Genomic DNA, 17,417 nt, shown 5'->3' on the forward strand with positions numbered 1-17,417 from the left:
ATCGGGAGGAGTTAGGTTCTGCCGGCGATAAAGGCCTGCATCTGCTTGGCGGCTGCTGCCGGCTCTATGCTGCCGGAGGCGACATCGTTGATGACGCGGAAATATTCCGTCGTCACATCAAGCGGGAAGGCCTGGTCGCCGTTCATGTAGATCTTGTCGTAGGTCTTGAAGATATCCAGCCACTCGGCTTCCAGAGGCTTCTGGTTGGTGTACTGGACATTCTTGTTGACCGAGATCGAGCTGATCTGCCCGACGAGATCCTGCTGCACCTTCGTCGACAGGAAATAGTCGACGAATTTCGCAGCCATATCCGGGTTCTTGGTCTTGGTGCTGATGTAGTTGTATTCGGCGAAACCATAGAGGCGGTTGGTGTTGGTCGGGAAGGGGAAGATCCCATAATCGTCGAGGTTTGCGCCGCTGCCCGAGAGCTGACCGACCAGCCAGTCGCCTTCCAGCATCATCGCTGCGCGGCCGGCGGTGAAGAGACTATAGGATTGCTTGTTGTCGATGCCCATGAAGGGCTGCAGCGTATAGTCCTTCGTCCACCTGGCGAATTCGGCGAAACTGTCGGTGGCGCAGGGCTCCTTTGTCCAGTCGAGCTTCATCAGCTTCAGTTGGTCGTGCTTTTCAGCGCCGCACTTTGTTTCGAGGATCACATCCATCAGGCGCATGACGTGCCAGTTGACAGTGCCGCCGAAGGTGAAGGCCGGGATACCGGCTGCCTTTAGCTTGTCGGCTGCCGCCAGAAGTTCTTCATAGGTCTTCGGCTCTTCGGTGATGCCCGCCTGCTGGAAGAGCTTCTTGTTGTAATAGACGGCCTCACCCTTGAAGGTGAAGGGCGTGCCGTGCTTGCCGCCCGGATAGAGATCGGCAAAGGCGGCAGCGGCGGGAAGCAGCTCGTCGTTCCACTTGTATTCGGTGTAATACTTGTCGAGCGGCAGCGACAGACCGGCCTTCACATATTCGCCGCCGAGGCCAAGGCCCGCCCAGCTGAAATAGATATCCGGGCCGCGGTTGGAGCCGGCGGCAACGCGCAGCGCCGTCTTGTGCTCGTCGACGGCGCGCTGGACGATCTCGATATGGGTTCCGGGATTTGCCGCTTCGAAGTCGCTCGCCACCTTCTTCAACGCCACGTTGGCGGCATTGTTGTCGAAGTTCAGCGTCCAGAGCGTGATATCCTCAGCCTTGACGGGGGTGACCGCGACGGCCGCGACAGCGATGGCGGCCATGCATGAAGACTTCAATTTTGCAGAAAGCGTCAGCATTACGTCCTCCTCTTGTAAGCTGGAGCCTTTCTTGCAGGATGCTCATTGACATGTCAACTGGTATGATGAGCTAACCATAATTAGATCAATGTCAGTTCCCTTGCAGGCCAGGCGGCTGCGGTCGAGGAGAAACTGTTTGTTGGAACCCGAACATGAAGGAGCTGAGGGTCAAGATACTTAAAGTACAATGACGCTTCGCCTTTGCCTTCGATCCCAAGCGAAAAGTGTTCTCTCATACGGTGGAGCGAAAAGCAGAGTGAAGCCAGAAGGTCTTGTGAAAGCACCTAGGGATGATCGTCTCCTGGCACGTGGTGTAGGTGGCAGGAGGTAGCAAAGCCGAGCGGTCACGGAGAAGCTTCAGTCCACGGTCACGGTGGTGCTCACCGACAACAGAAGGTACGGCTGCATAAATCGCCTGCAGATCGGATGCGGCGAAGAGTTCAACAACATGTACAAGGACTGCAACATCGAGGAGCAGCCGGAGATCGACTTCGTCGCACATGCTTCGACAATGGGGTCAACGCCGCGAAGGCGGCCAACATAGCCGACCTTGAGGCGCAGAACGTTGCTGCCGGAGGACGGGATCGTCACAAATGGGAATCCCAACCAGATTCCCATAAGCAATGAAGCGCTCGAAGGGAGAGCCGGGCGAACCCGGCTCCATGGCAGATCATTTCTTGGCCGCCTGAGCGGCGTACATGTAGCTGTCGTAGCTATATTCAGCGACACGGAACCATTCGAAACTCTCGTCGCGAAACTTTTTCCAGCCCGGATAGATCTTTGCCCAGGCCGGATGCTTCTGGCCGTACTCGCCGTAGAGCTCGAAGGAGGCCTTGTACGCGGCGTCCATGACGTCGCGGGGCAGGGGACGCAGCTTGACGCCCTTGCCGACGAGCGAGCGGATAGCAGCCGTATTCTTGACGTCGTAGAGCGCCTGCATATTGATGTTCGCGGCCTTGCAAGCCGTGTCGAGCGCTGCCTTGTAGGTATCTGGCAGGCCTTCGTATTGCGACTTGTTGATGAAGAAATGGATCGTCAGGCCGCCTTCCCAGTAGGCCGGGTAGTAATAGTTCTGGGCGATCTGGTAGAAGCCGAGCTTCTCATCATCGTAAGGACCAATCCACTCGGCGGCGTCGATCGTGCCGCGCTCAAGCGCGGGGTAGATATCGCCACCCGGGAGTTGCTGCGGTACGACGCCAAGGCGCGACATGACTTCGCCGGCAACGCCTGCGATCCGCATCTTGACACCCTTGAGATCCGCGACCGACTTGATCTCCTTGCGGAACCAGCCGCCCATTTGGGCACCTGTGGCGCCGCCCGGAATGCCGACCACGCCATAGTCCGACAAGAATTCATTGTAAGCTTCGTTGCCGCCGCCATGATAGAGCCAGGCGTTCTGCTGTCGACCGTTCAGGCCGAAGGGGATGGTGGAACCGATCGCGAATGTCGGATCCTTGCCCGTGAAATAATAGCCGCAGGTATGGGCAAGCTCGACCGTATTCGACTTGACCGCATCGATCGCCTGGGCGCCGGGCACAAGTTCACCTGCCTGGAAGACCTGGATCTGGAACTTGCCCTCGGTGATCTTGTTCAGTGCATCGGCCATGACCACCGCACCGCCGTAGATCGTGTCGAGGTTGTTCGGGAAGCCTGATGTCAGGCGCCAGCGAAGCGTCGGCGTGCTCTGGGCGACTGCGGGAGCGGCAAGCGAAGCGCCTGCAACGGTGGCAGCGCCCGCCAGCGCGCCTTTCGTCAAGAAGCCTCTACGGCCCATGTCTTTCGTCATGATTGTCCTCCTCTGTGGGTTAATCCTGCCACATGGAGCGCGGCAGCGATCTCAGTCCTTTCCCTGTGAACGTCAGGGATTAGATCCATTCTGCTCTGGAGCGCCGAAGCTTGGCGTCGGCGATCCGAAATCGGGTGCCGGCGCGTCGAAGGCCGGTGGCGTGGGTTCGCCCTCTGATGGCTCGGCTCCGAAAGGAGCGGCCGGTGTGCCGAAGGGATTGGCTCCATCCTCGCCAGGCATCGGCACGTTCAACTCGATCGTCGACGGATCGACGGCCACACGGCCCGACTTGTAGTGCGTCACGAGTTGCGGGAAGGCGATGACGATGATCACCATGGCTAACTGGATGCCGAGATAAGGCAGGGCGCCCATGTAGATTTGGCCCGATGTAACTGGCTGGATCGTCTCGCCGGTCATCCGGTCCTTATAAGCACGGGTTGGCGCGACCGACCGAAGGTAGAACAGCGAGAAGCCGAAGGGCGGGTGCATGAATGATGTCTGCATGTTGATCGCCAGCATGACACCGAACCAGATCAGGTCGATACCGAGGCTATCGGCGACCGGTGCCAGTAGCGGAATGATGATGAAGGCGAGCTCGAAATAGTCGAGAAAGAAGGCCAGGAAGAAGACGAGCAGGTTGGCGACAATCAGGAAGCCGACTTCGCCGCCCGGGATAGACGTCATCAGATGTTCCACCCAGACATGGCCGTTGACGCCATAAAAGGTCAAAGAGAAGACGCGGGCGCCAAGAAGGATGAAGATCACGAAGGACGAGAGCTTCGCCGTCGCATAGAGCGCCGACTTGACCATCCCCAGATCGAGACGGCGGTTGATGGCAGCGAGTGCCAGAGCACCAACCGCACCCATCGCGCCGCCTTCTGTCGGCGTCGCAAGGCCGATGAAGATGGTGCCGAGAACGAGAAAGATCAGGACCAGCGGCGGCACGAGCGAGATGATGACGCGCTGCAGGAGCCTCCAGCCCTTGAGCGTGCGCGCAGCGGCCGGCAGCGCTGGTACACTCGGCGGGCGCAGGATCGACATCGTGATGATGTAGAGAGCGTAGGCGGCAACGAGCAGCAGGCCCGGAACGAGCGCACCCTTGTACATGTCGCCGACAGAACGGCCGAGCTGGTCGGCGAGGATGATGAGCACAAGGCTTGGCGGAATGATCTGTGCCAAGGTGCCTGAGGCCGCGATCGTGCCGGCGGCGACGCGCCGGTCATACCCGTAGCGCAGCATGATCGGCAGCGAGATCAGGCCCATCGAGATGACCGATGCCGCCACGACGCCGGTCGTCGCAGCCAGGATTGCACCGACGAAAATGACCGCGAAGGCGAGACCGCCGCGAACCGGGCCAAATAACTGCCCGATCGTGTCGAGCAGATCCTCGGCCATGCCGCTTCGTTCCAGTATCAGTCCCATGAAGGTGAAGAACGGGATAGCCAACAGCGTCTCGTTCGACATCTGGCCGAAAATGCGATCGGGGATGGCACCGAAGAGGTTGACGGGCAAAAGCCCCATCTCGATGCCCACGAAGCCGAAGATGAACCCGACGAAGGCGAGGGCGAAGGCCACGGGATAGCCGAGCAGGAGTACGACGATCAGCGACAGGAACATGATCGGCGCGAGGTTTTCTGCGAAAAATTCAAACATGATCGGGATCCTGGCCTTAGAGGGTCTGCGCTTCAGTGTCTGCGATCGCGATGGCGTCGGGTAAGTCGCCACGAAGGATCGCAATCCGCTTGATGAGTTCGGAAACGCCCTGAAGTGCGAGCAGCCCGAAACCAAGCGGAATCATCGCCCAGACCGGCCAGAGGATGAGCCCGCCGGTGTTGTTGGATATTTCCCCGGTCGAAAACTTCTCGATCACCGTCGGCCAGGAGAGGTAGATGGTGATAAGGCAAAACGGGAACAGAAAGAGGATCGTGCCGAGGACTTCGATCCAGAGTTGGACCCGACGGGAAAGGCGCCCATAGACCAGATCCACCTTGACATGCTCGTTGCTCATCAAAGTCCACGCGGCCGCGACCAGGAATGCGGCGGAGAACAGGTACCACTGCGCTTCCAGCCACGCATTGGAACTCAGATTGAAGAGCTTGCGTGTCGTCGCGTTGACGGCGCTGATCAGAACTGCCAGCAGCAGAAGCCAGGAAACGGCTTTCCCGAAAAAGGTATTGATCGCGTCTACCGCCCGCGATAGCGCCAAAAATCCAGCCATGATGTCCTCCCGAAACCGCAGGCAGCGGTCGGCGAAGACACGTACGGACTGCTTTCAGGCGACGCAATATGAGAGAGTGGTCAATTGAGGGCCTCTACCCAGTAGTGGGTAGAGCGCTCAGCCCGCCGATGTCAGGCCATGCTCTATTGCGATGCGCGTCAGGTCGGCGGTGGTTGAAACCCCTAGTTTGCGCTTGATGGTCTTGCGATGCGTTTCGATGGTCGCGACCGACAGATTGAGCAGTCCGGCTATGTCCCGGTTGCTTCGCCCCATGGCAAGATGCGTCAGGATTTCGCGCTCGCGTGCCGTGATCGGCAACGGATCGTTGTCCTGCTTCCGCCTGGGCTGGAGAAGCACCTCCGAAACCCCGGTGGAAAAATAGGTGCCGCCGGCGGCTACTGTTTCGATGGCTCGGACAATCTCTTCATTGGGGACGTCTTTGAGGATATAGCCCGAGGCGCCTTTGAGGACCGATGCGGATATATATTCGCGGCTGTCGTGCATTGACAGCATGAGGACCCTGGTCGACGGGGCAGCGCCCTTGAAGAGCTCTATTGCATCGATGCCGCTGATCTGCGGCATGTTGATGTCCAGGAGGACGATGTCGGGGGGGTGTCGCGCTGATATGTCAAGGCCTGCTTGAACAGCTCCGGCGGTGCCGACGACTTTTATGTGCTCGTAGGTCTCCAGCACTGCGCGCAGCCCCTCGAGAACGAGTGGGTGATTGTCGACGAGAATGACGGAAATATCTCGCTTTCTCTTCATGCTGCTTTCGCTGGCGTTGTCGCATTGGCCGATTTGGGAAACATGGCGGTCAGTGCCGTGCCATGCTCATTGGTTTGAACGATCAAAATGCCCCGAAAATGCGCCATTCGTTCCTGCATGTTTCTAAGCCCGAGCCCACCCGAGTAGGTCTGGCTTTCATTCGCCGGTTTTCTGGCGAACCCAATCCCGTTGTCCGCGATCAACATGCGTACACGGCCTTTCGTACTCCAGATCCTGATTGAGACCTGAGAGGCTTCGGCATGCCGTTCAACATTTGCGAGCGCCTCCTGCGCTATCCGGTAGAGCGCCGTATTGGCTTCGGGTTTAAGCGTGTCGGGGCTTGAGGATTCCACCGATACGGTGATGCCCGTCCGCTCTTGAAAACGATTGCCAAGCGACGTCAATGCGGCGGTCAGTCCGAGATCGTCGAGAATACGTGGGCGCAATTCATGCGACAGATCCCTGACTTCCTTGATCGCTCCATTCAATGCGTCGATCCCCCGATCGATCGCCGCAACGGCGTCGGCGGTATTTGCCCTGACCTTGCGAGAGGCGAGATCAAAGGCATAGCGGACGCCGACCAGGTTTTGCGAAACGCCATCGTGCAGTTCCCGCGCGAGTCTCGCTCGCTCCTCCTCCTGCGTATCGATAATGCGTTGCGTCAGCAGTTTCTGTTTGCCATCGGCCATGCGGCGCTCATGAAGGGTAATGCCCATGCAAGTTACAAAGACAAGCAGAACCGACGGAATGGCGATCAATGTCACGACGACAAAGGTGTGCCTGATGCTCTGCTTCAGATCCGCCTTGGCGGCCGCGGTCTGGGCAAAGACATCGTCGAGATAAACGCCGGTACCGATCATCCAACGCCATTTGTCTAGGCCTGCCGCAAAGGACAGCTTGTCGGCCATCGATCCGCTGGAAGGCTTCTCCCATTTATATTGGTGAAGGCCTCCGCCTTCTTTCGCCTTGGAGATCAGGTTCGCAATCACCTGGTCACCGTCAGGATCGGTGAGGTCCAGCCAGTTGCGGCCCGGCCTGAATGATTGGCGCGGATGAACGACGTTATTGCCGTCGTAGTCGTAAACGAAGAAGTATCCGTCCTGCCCGTAGTCAAGGGACGTCAATATCTGTCTGACCTGTTCCTTTGCCTGCTCATCGTCCGGTCCCGCAGCGTCATAGGCATCCTTGATCGCCGACAGAGCAAGGTTTGTCAGATTGAGAAGCTCGCTCTCTTTGGCCTTCAGCATGTTGCGTTCGAACGCCTCGATGCTGCTCTGGGCCAGATTCGAGGACTGCCATGTCGTGAAGGCCGTGATCAGGGTGATCGCGAGCATAAGTGGAAGAACCGCAAGGGCAAGGATCTGATGGCGAAGTTGCAAGGTAACTGCCTCTCATGAAACGGCGAGACTAGCCTCGCCGTTATTATTCGAAACAAGCGTCGAATGTGAAGCCTCATCGAAGCCGAGCTGTGAAACAGCATTGACTGGCGCCTAGCCAATAAATATATCATCACATGATATAGGAGTTGCCGATGGGAAGAGATATCAAGATCGTGCTCGTGGCGACAATCGGCGCCCTTATCGTCTGTACCGTCTGCTTCGCCCTATGGGCGTCCTCTGCACCTTACCGGCCGCAATGGGATTTCCCGGGAGAGCGCGGTGTGAGCCGCTGAAATGTCAAACGACATCTGACTTCAATGTCGCTTCAATGTTGGAGAGCCACGTTGGGCAGAAATTTCGCCACGCCGACTTACAAAGGAAGGCCGAGATCATGAAGCCGAACGGGCTGAGCGCCAGCGGCAACAAATAGGACCATCCCCTTGAGGCGGTAATGCCCGAAATCCCGGTCTGTACAAGATCGGCGAGCCTGGGAAAACGGGCACTTGTTCCTTCGCCCGGTGCGATACGGTCAATGTCGATTAGCGGCTTGAACCACCGCATCTTCTTATATTATATCATAGTGTGACATTATTTTGAACGTGAACACGGCAGATTTCATGTCCAGCAACAAACCGCCCGCGCCCCTTTCCGACGACATCCTCGCCTTGCGCCTCGGCCTGACGACACGCGAATTCCAGCGGTATCGCGGGCAGGGGCTGATTGTCGTCACGGTCACCGAAGAGGACGAGAACACCGCCAAGGTCACGTGCCAGCTTGGAAATCGCATCTGGGAAGGTTTTGTGGCCAATGGCGAAATCATTGTCGAAGGGGTGAGATTCACGCGCGGTATGCGTTCGAAGACCATAGTGTCCTGACACTGACCACAGACGTCACATCAATTCACGAAGATTAAGAAGATATCAATGAAGAAGCTTGCCTGCCTTATCATCGCTGCGACGATTGGCTCTATCGGACCCCTTCAGGCGACGCCAAGGATGGTTGGACAAAGCGGCGACTGGCTCATCTATTCCTTCGACAGAGGCGGTAAAGAAACCTGCTATGTTTTGTCGGTGCCGGAAGACGCGAAACCGGTGGGCGTCGATCACGGGAAGAATTACTTCCTTGTCGCGCCGGGCGAGCAGACCAGCCGTCGAGAGCCTGAGGCGATTATGGGCTATCCCTTGAAGCCCGGCTCCATCGCCGAACTATCAGTGGGAGATAAGAAATTCAGGATGTTCACGAAGGGTAACGCTGCCTGGGTGAACAATGAAAAGCGCACGCCGGAACTGATCCGCGCACTCAAAGCCGGTAGCAAGATGGTGCTTCAGGCGACGTCGGCACGCGGGACGGACACGACCTATGTCTATTCCCTTGACGGCATCACAGCAGCTCTCGATCGCAGCTCCAGATGTAACTGAATACAAGCTACCCTATCCCGAAAGCTGCCCGTTCGCCGGACGTGTCGATCTCTGTCTTACGCGCTTGGGCCTCCTGTCCCGGGCAGAAAGAAGCGGATCGATCTCCGACCTGCCCGGGCCAAACCGGAACAGAAGTCGCTCCGCCTCCTGTCGGCTGACACCGTAGCGACGTCGAAACGCCGCCACGTCATAGGGAGCGATCGTGCGATTGCTCGGCAGGTGGGGGTTCTTTCGTACCGGTCGCGGGAGAGCCTCCTTGCGATCACCCAAATCGCCATTGCGACCATCGTCAGGTTCTCGGTCAGCGAGACGCAGCCGAGGGGACGTTGCTGTCGCCGTCAACGCAGGCGCATTTCAGGTGTCGTTTTTCCAGGTGAAAGGCCCCGGCAACGGTCCCGTCCTCGCGTGGGAAACATACTGTGGGTGACCGGATCTACGGGGAAGGAAGGCGTGCTGCATCTCCATACTCCTTGCTACGAGGAGCACTGGAAAAACCCTGCGACTATTCCACGCTCGCCATATAATATCATGGCGTGACGTAAATGCGCACTTAGAGGCAGAAGATGATATAGATGGCGTCACCCCAGATGCTTGCAACGACGATAGAGACGCAAACAAGAAACAGGCTAACCTGCCGCGACATCATGCGGGAGAACAACCGGTTTGTTCGTGAAGGCTCCAATCGCCAAGAGGCGATCTTCTGATCATTACCGTCCTCACGGATGGTTAATTGATCGAATGATCGGTCCGTACCTGCGAAAGTTCGGACGCTGTCTCGTCGGGAATCGAGGCGATAACAAACATGACGGCGACATAGCTCGCGAATACGGCAGAGATGAAAGCGGTCTTCGTCATCGGCGGCTCCCTTATATCATGTGATGACATTCTTTAATGGTTCGGCGATATTGTCAATCCTGAATGCAGGATGAACGAAGACGGGGCTGGGGGCAGAGGAAGTGAAAATACTTATTGTCGAAGACAACCTGATATTGGCGCAGGATATGCGCGATATCGTATCCGGCTTGGGTTATGAGACGTCGGGCTTAGCCGAGAGCTTTGAGACCGCACGGCTGCTTGCCCCGTTCAGCACGATCGCCCTTGTCGACGTCAACCTCAGCGACGGAGCGACCGGGCCGCGTATCGGACAATATCTTGCAACTGAATTCGGTATATCGGTGGTCATGGTCACGGCAAATCCGCAAGCCATCCAGTCAGGGCTCTCGAACGTCATCGGTGTGATTTCCAAGCCCGTCGATCCGACCATCGTCGGCAACGTGTTGAACTACATCCGTGCAATTCGCGAGGGTCGCGTTGCTCACGCGCCGAGCGAAATACGGCTGTTATCGTGAACAGACAGGGGAGGGGCATCATGCCGGATGAACGTCAGCAACTTGGGCTATGGCTGAGCGCTCTTGAGAGTATTCTTGTCGAACGGAATGTGCTCGATGATAAAGGCCAAATTGCCACGATCAACGTAGAATGCAAGTTTCCAAAGGAGATCGAAGATGCGCTCGATGGGTTCATCGAAAATCCGATAGAACTCGCTGGTCTCTTGAAAATCGCCAGGGACGCTCGGGACGGCCGGCCCTTGTCGCCGGCAGTGCTGAGCGCCGCGCACTTGATGATGCGGGAAGTGCTGTTGGCGCTCAGGCGCGACGATGCTCGCTCCTAGCGGGTTGACAAAAATCGGCCCGCCCGAAATCATTTCGGACGGGCCTGCGCCAGCCGGATATCTCATCACATCCGGCCGATCCTAGCTGCCAGTCACCGCCGTATCGGCAGGAGAGGGCAATTCCTTCAATTTCGCCAGCTGGTCGGCGCAGGCGTCTGCCCCATTGGTCGACTTATCGTCAATGCCGGCAATCGTCGCCCAGCCGCCCTCGTTGATGAAGTCTCCACGTTGCCAGGATGATTTGGCCTTCAGCGCCTTGAGATTCTCTTGGGCATCGCTTGCTGTGACGAAATTGTGGACGCAGATTGCCGCCACAAGATCAGCCTTCGCATCCCGCACCCCGATGTCTCGCATGACGTTCGCGCGTCCTGTCGTCATCCATCCGGCCCAGGTGAAACCGACGACCATCGTCAGTGCCGACGCACCGATCATTGACCATATCCAGAGCGTCTTGGACGGTCGGTAGTGGGCCCAGCCGCTTTCCTGATCTTGCATTGCTGTTCTCCTCTTTTGTATCACAGCATGATATAAAATCGGAAAAACATCAACAAAGAAGCAATCAAAAAATGGTGACGGCGCTCAGGCGAGTTCCGTCACCTGCCGAAGACGCGAAAGGGATTCGGCCAGAAGCGGCTCGTTGACCAGCATGCCTTCGACGTGCACCCTTGCGAGGCCTTCGAGAATGTCATGCCCTTTCGACGTCATGCCGATCAGAACGCTACGCTTGTCGTCCTCTGCAGGAATCCGCTCCGTAAGGCCGGCAGCACACATGCGGTCGACAAGCTGGACGGCGCCGTTGTGATGCATGAGCATCTGTTCGGCGAGGTCACGTATGCGCACATTCCTGTCGCGGGACGTACGCACGACAAGCAGCGCTTGGTATTGCTGCGATGTGACGCCAGCCTCCGCAAGTGCAGCCTCGCTGAAGGCCAGGAAGCGTCGCATTGCCAGACGAAACCCGGCCAGCCCATTGTAGATATCATCGTTCAGGCCCGAGGAACCGCGTCGGGAGCGAGGCATCGAACTAATCCTTTTCATACGTTATGCGTGATGTTGTTTCGCGTGGTTACGCTGGAGAACGGGTGGGCGGCGCGACTGAACGCGGGAGAGGCATCCCGCCGGCCTCGCTCGGGAACCGTTATCTCATCAAAATGGCAGAATGACTGTGCCAAATTCATGACTTTCCAGAATTTTCAAGGAGCTTGGTTAGCGGCGCATCGTGGCGGCTGGCGCTCGAGACGAATGATAGGGGTACGAACCCTATGACGCCTGGATGATCAAGACCTCGCCGCAGGCAATCGAACGCCAAGAGAAGGCGTTCGAACGGGATGGAACAACCATCCGTCCATTACCAGAAACCGTCATTGTCAAGGCACGGCTAAAGCACGCAGACGAAGAGCGTATGGTGAGCGGAAAGAGAGAAATCGATGCATGGCAAGCCGGGCGCCCGCCAAGCCCTCATAGATGCCCTGCGGCAAGCAAAATGTCCTTTTAATACATCATTACATGATATATTGTTGACTGCTCGCACTGGGAGGAGGTTCGCGAGGGCGCATCGGCAGAAGCGGGCTCACCCGCCATCGCTCGAACGGTCAGTTGCAGCGCTCGCGAACCATATCCCCGATACCGGAAAACAGAAATAGACCAGGGTCAACGGTCTCCTCTTGTCAACCGGCTAATGGGACAGCCTACGCACATGGCTGCCTATTTTTCAGGTCGCTTCGCTTGAAATATCGCAGTGACGCGAATCGCAGGCAGATCGGAGAGCATGATGTGGCGAATTGTTAGGGAAGACGAGAATTCGATCGGCTCCGCGGATCTCGTTGCATTGAGCTTGTTGCTTGACGAATGGTGTCGCCGGCGCGGCATCAATCACTTCGATCCAAGTGCTGCGGATACGGCCCAGATCCTGGTCGCCAAACGGCGTGCGGGAGCGACCATTGACAGCCTCAAGCAATCGCTCGCGTCTGGACTTTCGATCTAATTTTGCCTTGAACTCGTGGTCCATCGGACAACGCTATTGATTGATCCGTCGCTTTTCAGATCGTGTCGAGGCTTGCAACTGTCGCCTCTGGTTCGCCCTTGTTGTTGTTTTCAGGAATAAGTCGATTGGGTCATGTCGCCGGTTCAGCCGTGCAGCCTGCGTAGCATTGTTCCAAGCCGGCTTGCGGGATCGCTTTCCTCAATGCCCGGAGACTGTCGGCAAGGAAAATTGCTTCTTCTTCCGATCCGCACGTCCGTCGGGCTATAGCCGAATTCCCGCTTGAAGGCGCGACTGAATTCTGTGCCGTCACTGAAGCAGCGCTGCTCTGCCAAATCGAGTATGCGGCGTTGATCGCTCGGATTGGCCAAAGCTGCGTGTGCATCGAGCAGACGCCTATGTTGAATGTAATGCTTGACGCCGCCAAAAGCCTCGAACATGCGGTACAGTCGCGATCGCGAAACGCCCAATTCTCGCTCGAGCGTCTCAGGTCCCATGGTCGGGTCGAACAGCCTCGATTGTATGATCTTTTGCGCACGGTCGAGTAGTGTTACTGCAATCGGATGACTTGCCGTCTGGACGTTGTCGACCGAAGGAGAGGCGCACGCGAGTATCATCGCTCGCGTCGCCTCGACCAGGGCGGGAAGATCGGCCTGTTGGACGAATGGCAGCTGATTGGCGAGCCCCACCATATAGTCATGGAATAACCGCGCCAAGCCGCCTTCCAATGTTGTGAATTCCGCAGCGCTCAAAGCCTGGGATACGCGGGGACAAAAATCCCGCGGGACGAACAACATGAGCAACTCGCTCGCCGTCAGACTGCCATGGAAACTGCGACCCATTGCGTGGACTTGGGTGGCACCGACAGTGCAATGGAATGTGCTGGTAGGCGCTTCCGTATACGCCTCTCCGGAAAGCAAAACCGACAGGATAAAATGGTCGAGCGGCTCCCAGTGGAGATGACGTGTTACGCTCCCGAACTGCAGGGGATCCGTCGTAACCTGCGAAAACACAAAGCAGCCAAGATCCCAGGTGACGTGCCTGCCGATGAACCCTCTCCTCGTGTCACGTGCGGAGTCGATATCAAAGATCGGGGCGAAATTGGCGCGCCACGCCTCGAACTGGTGGATCCTCGGCACCGCGCTCGTTACGAACTCAAAGGAAGATAGATTTGAGAACTGCGACGATCCGAATGCGCGTTTTTCCGCTGCACCCCGTTCAGACGCAAGGCGGGCCGAGTGAAAGGCTGTTTGCCGCGCCCCTAGCTGATGAACTGTCATGATATTGGTGCAGACTGAACTGCACTTTCAAAAGCGGAATTCGACATCGAAAGTCTCCAACCAAAATCCGCATTTCAACTGGATGCCTGGCCATGCACGCGATACTCATGCCGGATTTCGGGTCGTTTATTAGCATGATCGACAATAAAGCACAATCTAACCGAGCATGATAATTTCCCACTATCGCTGTATAACGTGTCGTTCCGTTCACTAGGCAGACATCGCTGGTCCGATCTCGCCCGAATTCTCGACGCGGCTTTCGAGGTAATTCGCCTGTTTTCACCAACGGACCGATCTAGCGCCGAGGATCTGCGCCCGCCACGCCGACAAATCTAGCCTCGATCCGCTTGGGGGACGCAGGGCACAGGCATGAGATTCCATGCCATCACCGGCGGGTCGAGGATCAGGTAATGTTAGCTGATGAACGGCCGTCGGTACCGGCCAGATCGGCCTACCTGGATTGTCTGCCATGAGCTCCTCTTCCGAAGGCAAATTTTCGCTGTGGACCCTGACGGCGATGTCCGTGGGATCAATGGTCGGCGCTGGTATCTTTTCGCTTCCACAAGCGTTCGGACGCGCGACAGGCCCATTCGGCGCAACGATCGCCTGGATCATCGCCGGGGTCGGCATGTTGATGCTCGCCTTCGTTTTCCAGACGTTGTCGGAACGCAAACCAGACTTGGACGCCGGCATCTACGCCTATGCGAAAGCGGGTTTCGGCAGCTATCTGGGGTTCCTGTCCGCGCTCGGTTACTGGTCCGCAGCGCTCCTTGGCAATGTTTCCTATTTTGTGCTGATCAAGTCGACGTTTGGCCTCTTCTTCCCGATCTTCGGCGATGGAAATACGCTTTTCGCCATTGCCATCTCCTCGGTGCTGCTGTGGACCGTTCACGCGCTGATCTTGCGTGGAATCCGCGGAGCGGCGTTGATCAATACGATTGTCACCTTTGCCAAAATTATCCCAATCATCCTCTTCATCGTATTTGTCATTTACGGTTTCCAAGCCGACATCTTCGCGCTCAATTTTTGGGGAGGTGACACCGTTACCTTTGGCGGTATCGCAGGGCAGGTCCGCGCGACGATGCTGGTGACGGTATTCGTCTTCGTCGGCATCGAAGGCGCAAGCGTCTACTCTCGCTATGCCCGCAATCGCTCTGATGTCGGAATTGCGACATTGCTCGGCTTTGCGAGCGTGCTTTGTCTGCTCGTCCTGGTGACAATCCTCTCTTACGGCGTCATGCTTCGTGCCGATCTTGCCAGTTTGCGCAATCCGTCGATGGCAGGGGTGCTGTCGTCGGTCGTCGGCCCCTGGGGCACCGTGTTTGTCAGCGCCGGGCTGATGATCTCGGTTGGTGGGGCCTATCTCTCCTGGGTTTTGCTTGCCGCAGAAATTCTGTTCTCCGCTTCGAAATATGGGACGATGCCCGGATTTCTGATGCGTGAAAACAGTGCCGGCGTGCCGTCGAATGCGCTCTGGTTGACCAACATTGTGGTGCAGGTCTTCCTGATCCTGTCGCTATTTGCCCAGTATGCGCTTCGTCTGGCTATCGAACTGACCAGCTCAATGATTCTGATCCCCTATTTCCTCGTCTCCGCCTATTCTTTCAAGCTTGTTTTGACCGGTGAGACCTACGAACGGGATTCGGCAAGCCGACACCGCGAATTCGTGCGCTCCGCAATAGCACTCGTCTACACTTCCTTCCTCATCGCCGCCGCAGGTGGCACTCATCTGCTGCTCTCCGCCGCCATTTACGGACCCGGTTCCATCCTGTTCTTCATGGCGCGCCGGGAGCAGAAGCTTCCTGTGTTTAAGCTGGCCGAAACGCCGGTGTTCATCGTTGCGGCCGTAGGGGCCCTGATTGCCATCTACGCACTCGCAACGGGTCGAATCTCCGTCTAGCCAAGTCACACCGCAGATCCGGGCCGCTGCCGTATTTGTGCGAAAATGCCGCGCCACCGGCGCTTCCCCCCGACCTTCCGGCTTCACGCCGACCAGTCTTCTGTTTTTCAAGTCGCTGCCGTGAACGCCGCAGCTTAACGCATTGTTCGCTAACTTCGTGGATTTCGTCACTTTTAGACGCAAAGCATAGTTCTGAGATTCTGTGCGATCACGGCCGGGACGGAAGCACTTTATAGTGTGGGTAAACGCACGTTTCTGCTGCACGACATCTTCGAAAAGTCCGAACAACCTTCCTGAGAGGGCATTATGGCTTCGGCTTCCACGCAAAAATTATCCCTCTTCGCACTGACCGGGATGGTGGTCGGTTCGATGGTCGGCGCCGGTATATTCAATCTCCCCGGCCGTTTCGGGACGGCGACCGGTCCGTTCGGCGCGATCATAGCATGGATGATAGCCGGCACTGGCATGTACATGCTTGCACGCGTCTTTCAGGCCCTGGCGGAAAAAAAGCCGGAAATTGATTCTGGTGTCTTTGCCTATGCCAAAGAGGGCTTTGGAAACTATATGGGCTTCCTTTCCGCCTTCGGGTACTGGCTTGGCAGCTGCCTTGGCAACGTCTTTTACTGGGTCCTGATCGGTTCCACACTCGGTCTGTTCTTCCCTTCGATCTTTGGCGACGGAAGCACTATCATCGCCATTGTTGTTTCCCTCCTGGGGATATGGGCCTTCCATTTCATGATCCTGCGCGGCGTCGAGCAAGCCGCATTCATCAACGTGATCGTGACAATTGCCAAGATCGTCCCGATCATCGTCGCCATCCTGGCTATGGCCTTCGCGTTCAACTACGCGCAGTTTTCCGCCAATTTCTTCGGCGGCGTGGATATGCCGGAAAAATCTCTGGTGGCGCAGGTTCGTGACACGATGCTCATCACGGTCTTCGTCTTCCTGGGGATCGAAGGAGCGAGCGTCTATTCACGCTTCGCCAGGACCCGCGCCGATGTCGGTACCGCGACCATTCTGGGCTTCATCGGAGTGACCGGTTTGATGGTGGCGATCACTTTGCTTCCCTACGCTGCGATGCCGCGCGCAACGATGGCTGGGGTCCAGAATCCTTCCCTCGCCGGCGTCCTCGAAGTCGTCGTCGGCCATTGGGGTGCGGTATTCATTTCGATCGGCGTGCTGGTGTCGGTCCTCGGCGCCTATCTCGCATGGTCGCTGATCTGCGCCGAAGTGCTGTTTGCCGCTGCCAAATCAGCGGACATGCCAAGGATTTTTGCGGCACAGAACAACAACAGGGTGCCGGCCAACGCGTTGTGGCTGACAAATATTGTCGTCTCGTTGTTCGTCATCTCGACCTATTGGTCTCGAGACGCTTTCAACTTCATGCTCGACATGACGAGTGTTACGGCCCTACTCCCCTACCTTTTGGTCGCAGGCTACGGTGTTTTGCTTGCGCGCCGCGGCGAAGGCTACGAGGAGACACCCCAGGAGCGCGGCCGCGACCAGGTTTTTGCCTGGATCGCCGTGATTTACACGATCGTCATGTTCGTCGCCGCAGGGCTGAAATACGTTCTTCTCGTCAGCGTTTTGTTCGTGCCTGGAACCATCCTTTACGTCTGGGCGCGGCGCGAGCAAAAGGTGACGCTTTTCACCAGCATCGAACTCATCGTTTTCGCCGTCACCGTGATTGCGGGCCTCATAGGATTTTACGGCCTGCTCACGGGCACCATCACGCCTTGATGACATAGGGAGT

At 57.2% G+C, this 17,417-nt stretch carries 19 protein-coding genes and 2 pseudogenes; 9 read left to right on the plus strand and 12 right to left on the minus strand.

Going from position 1 to position 17,417, the window contains the following annotated elements; all coding sequences use genetic code 11:
• Positions 1-11: 11 nt before the first annotated feature.
• Positions 12-1,265, minus strand: a complete 1,254-nt coding sequence (locus KQ933_RS22980) for an extracellular solute-binding protein (protein ID WP_216760141.1) — start codon at positions 1,263-1,265, stop codon at positions 12-14.
• 370 nt (positions 1,266-1,635) lie between these two features.
• Here KQ933_RS22980 and KQ933_RS22985 point away from each other — a divergent pair.
• Positions 1,636-1,847 (plus strand): annotated as a pseudogene (locus KQ933_RS22985) (thiamine pyrophosphate-dependent enzyme); the annotation flags it as partial.
• A gap of 88 nt (positions 1,848-1,935) precedes the next feature.
• Here the strand turns inward: KQ933_RS22985 and KQ933_RS22990 are convergent.
• The 5 genes from KQ933_RS22990 to KQ933_RS23010 all read right to left on the minus strand — a co-directional run bounded on the left by KQ933_RS22990 (position 1,936) and on the right by KQ933_RS23010 (position 7,413).
• Entirely contained in the window at positions 1,936-3,051 is a 1,116-nt protein-coding gene (locus KQ933_RS22990; protein WP_216760142.1) for a TRAP transporter substrate-binding protein, read from the minus strand.
• 72 nt (positions 3,052-3,123) lie between these two features.
• Positions 3,124-4,704, minus strand: a complete 1,581-nt coding sequence (locus KQ933_RS22995; RefSeq protein WP_216760143.1) for a TRAP transporter large permease subunit — start codon at positions 4,702-4,704, stop codon at positions 3,124-3,126.
• A 16-nt stretch (positions 4,705-4,720) separates the two neighbouring features.
• Positions 4,721-5,269 (minus strand): TRAP transporter small permease subunit, encoded by a 549-nt coding sequence (locus KQ933_RS23000; RefSeq protein WP_216760144.1) that lies wholly within the window; start codon positions 5,267-5,269, stop codon positions 4,721-4,723.
• A 117-nt stretch (positions 5,270-5,386) separates the two neighbouring features.
• The gene (locus KQ933_RS23005; RefSeq protein ID WP_216760145.1) at positions 5,387-6,034 is read right to left on the minus strand and encodes a response regulator transcription factor; all 648 of its coding nucleotides are present in this window, start codon (positions 6,032-6,034) and stop codon (positions 5,387-5,389) included.
• Complete coding sequence (locus KQ933_RS23010; protein ID WP_216760146.1) at positions 6,031-7,413, minus strand: cache domain-containing protein; 1,383 nt, start codon at positions 7,411-7,413, stop codon at positions 6,031-6,033. Before KQ933_RS23010 ends, KQ933_RS23005 begins: the two co-directional genes overlap by 4 nt.
• 152 nt (positions 7,414-7,565) lie before the next feature.
• Here KQ933_RS23010 and KQ933_RS23015 point away from each other — a divergent pair, with 152 nt between their 5' ends.
• The gene (locus KQ933_RS23015; protein ID WP_216760147.1) at positions 7,566-7,706 is read left to right on the plus strand and encodes a hypothetical protein; all 141 of its coding nucleotides are present in this window, start codon (positions 7,566-7,568) and stop codon (positions 7,704-7,706) included.
• 4 nt (positions 7,707-7,710) lie between these two features.
• On the opposite strand, the gene KQ933_RS23020 is transcribed toward KQ933_RS23015, so the two are convergent.
• Positions 7,711-7,974: a hypothetical protein gene (locus KQ933_RS23020; RefSeq protein WP_216760148.1), complete on the minus strand. Its 264-nt coding sequence runs from the start codon at positions 7,972-7,974 to the stop codon at positions 7,711-7,713.
• A gap of 56 nt (positions 7,975-8,030) precedes the next feature.
• Here KQ933_RS23020 and KQ933_RS23025 point away from each other — a divergent pair, with 56 nt between their 5' ends.
• The gene (locus tag KQ933_RS23025) at positions 8,031-8,288 is read left to right on the plus strand and encodes a hypothetical protein (protein WP_216760149.1); all 258 of its coding nucleotides are present in this window, start codon (positions 8,031-8,033) and stop codon (positions 8,286-8,288) included.
• A 48-nt stretch (positions 8,289-8,336) separates the two neighbouring features.
• A complete protein-coding gene (locus tag KQ933_RS23030) occupies positions 8,337-8,831 on the plus strand; it encodes an invasion associated locus B family protein (RefSeq protein ID WP_216760150.1) in 495 nt (164 codons plus the stop codon).
• A 257-nt stretch (positions 8,832-9,088) separates the two neighbouring features.
• Here KQ933_RS23030 and KQ933_RS33540 read toward each other — a convergent pair.
• Positions 9,089-9,213 (minus strand): annotated as a pseudogene (locus KQ933_RS33540) (glutaredoxin); the annotation flags it as partial.
• A 344-nt stretch (positions 9,214-9,557) separates the two neighbouring features.
• Positions 9,558-9,686 (minus strand): hypothetical protein, encoded by a 129-nt coding sequence (locus KQ933_RS33760; protein ID WP_301925087.1) that lies wholly within the window; start codon positions 9,684-9,686, stop codon positions 9,558-9,560.
• Between the two features lie 101 nt (positions 9,687-9,787).
• Here KQ933_RS33760 and KQ933_RS23035 point away from each other — a divergent pair, with 101 nt between their 5' ends.
• Together KQ933_RS23035 and KQ933_RS23040 are read left to right on the plus strand one after the other, a co-directional pair.
• On the plus strand, positions 9,788-10,180 hold the full coding sequence (locus tag KQ933_RS23035; protein ID WP_253958400.1) for a response regulator: 393 nt from the start codon (positions 9,788-9,790) through the stop codon (positions 10,178-10,180).
• A 20-nt stretch (positions 10,181-10,200) separates the two neighbouring features.
• Entirely contained in the window at positions 10,201-10,503 is a 303-nt protein-coding gene (locus KQ933_RS23040) for a hypothetical protein (RefSeq protein ID WP_216760151.1), read from the plus strand.
• 81 nt (positions 10,504-10,584) lie between these two features.
• Here KQ933_RS23040 and KQ933_RS23045 read toward each other — a convergent pair whose 3' ends face one another.
• Together KQ933_RS23045 and KQ933_RS23050 are read right to left on the minus strand one after the other, a co-directional pair.
• The gene (locus tag KQ933_RS23045; protein ID WP_216760152.1) at positions 10,585-10,998 is read right to left on the minus strand and encodes a hypothetical protein; all 414 of its coding nucleotides are present in this window, start codon (positions 10,996-10,998) and stop codon (positions 10,585-10,587) included.
• A gap of 84 nt (positions 10,999-11,082) precedes the next feature.
• Positions 11,083-11,523 carry a MarR family winged helix-turn-helix transcriptional regulator gene (locus KQ933_RS23050; RefSeq protein ID WP_216760153.1) on the minus strand — a complete coding sequence of 147 codons (441 nt, stop codon included), beginning with the start codon at positions 11,521-11,523 and terminating at the stop codon, positions 11,083-11,085.
• Between the two features lie 751 nt (positions 11,524-12,274).
• Here KQ933_RS23050 and KQ933_RS23055 point away from each other — a divergent pair.
• Complete coding sequence (locus KQ933_RS23055; RefSeq protein ID WP_216760154.1) at positions 12,275-12,487, plus strand: hypothetical protein; 213 nt, start codon at positions 12,275-12,277, stop codon at positions 12,485-12,487.
• A 143-nt stretch (positions 12,488-12,630) separates the two neighbouring features.
• On the opposite strand, the gene KQ933_RS23060 is transcribed toward KQ933_RS23055, so the two are convergent.
• Entirely contained in the window at positions 12,631-13,764 is a 1,134-nt protein-coding gene (locus KQ933_RS23060; RefSeq protein ID WP_216760155.1) for a helix-turn-helix domain-containing protein, read from the minus strand.
• A 469-nt stretch (positions 13,765-14,233) separates the two neighbouring features.
• On the opposite strand from KQ933_RS23060, the gene KQ933_RS23065 reads away from it, so the two are divergent.
• On the plus strand, positions 14,234-15,664 hold the full coding sequence (locus KQ933_RS23065) for a basic amino acid/polyamine antiporter (RefSeq protein WP_216760156.1): 1,431 nt from the start codon (positions 14,234-14,236) through the stop codon (positions 15,662-15,664).
• Between the two features lie 306 nt (positions 15,665-15,970).
• Positions 15,971-17,404 (plus strand): basic amino acid/polyamine antiporter, encoded by a 1,434-nt coding sequence (locus KQ933_RS23070; protein WP_216760157.1) that lies wholly within the window; start codon positions 15,971-15,973, stop codon positions 17,402-17,404.
• Positions 17,405-17,417 lie beyond the last annotated feature (13 nt).

It is taken from the genome of Rhizobium sp. WYJ-E13 (assembly GCF_018987265.1).
Taxonomy (GTDB): domain Bacteria; phylum Pseudomonadota; class Alphaproteobacteria; order Rhizobiales; family Rhizobiaceae; genus Rhizobium.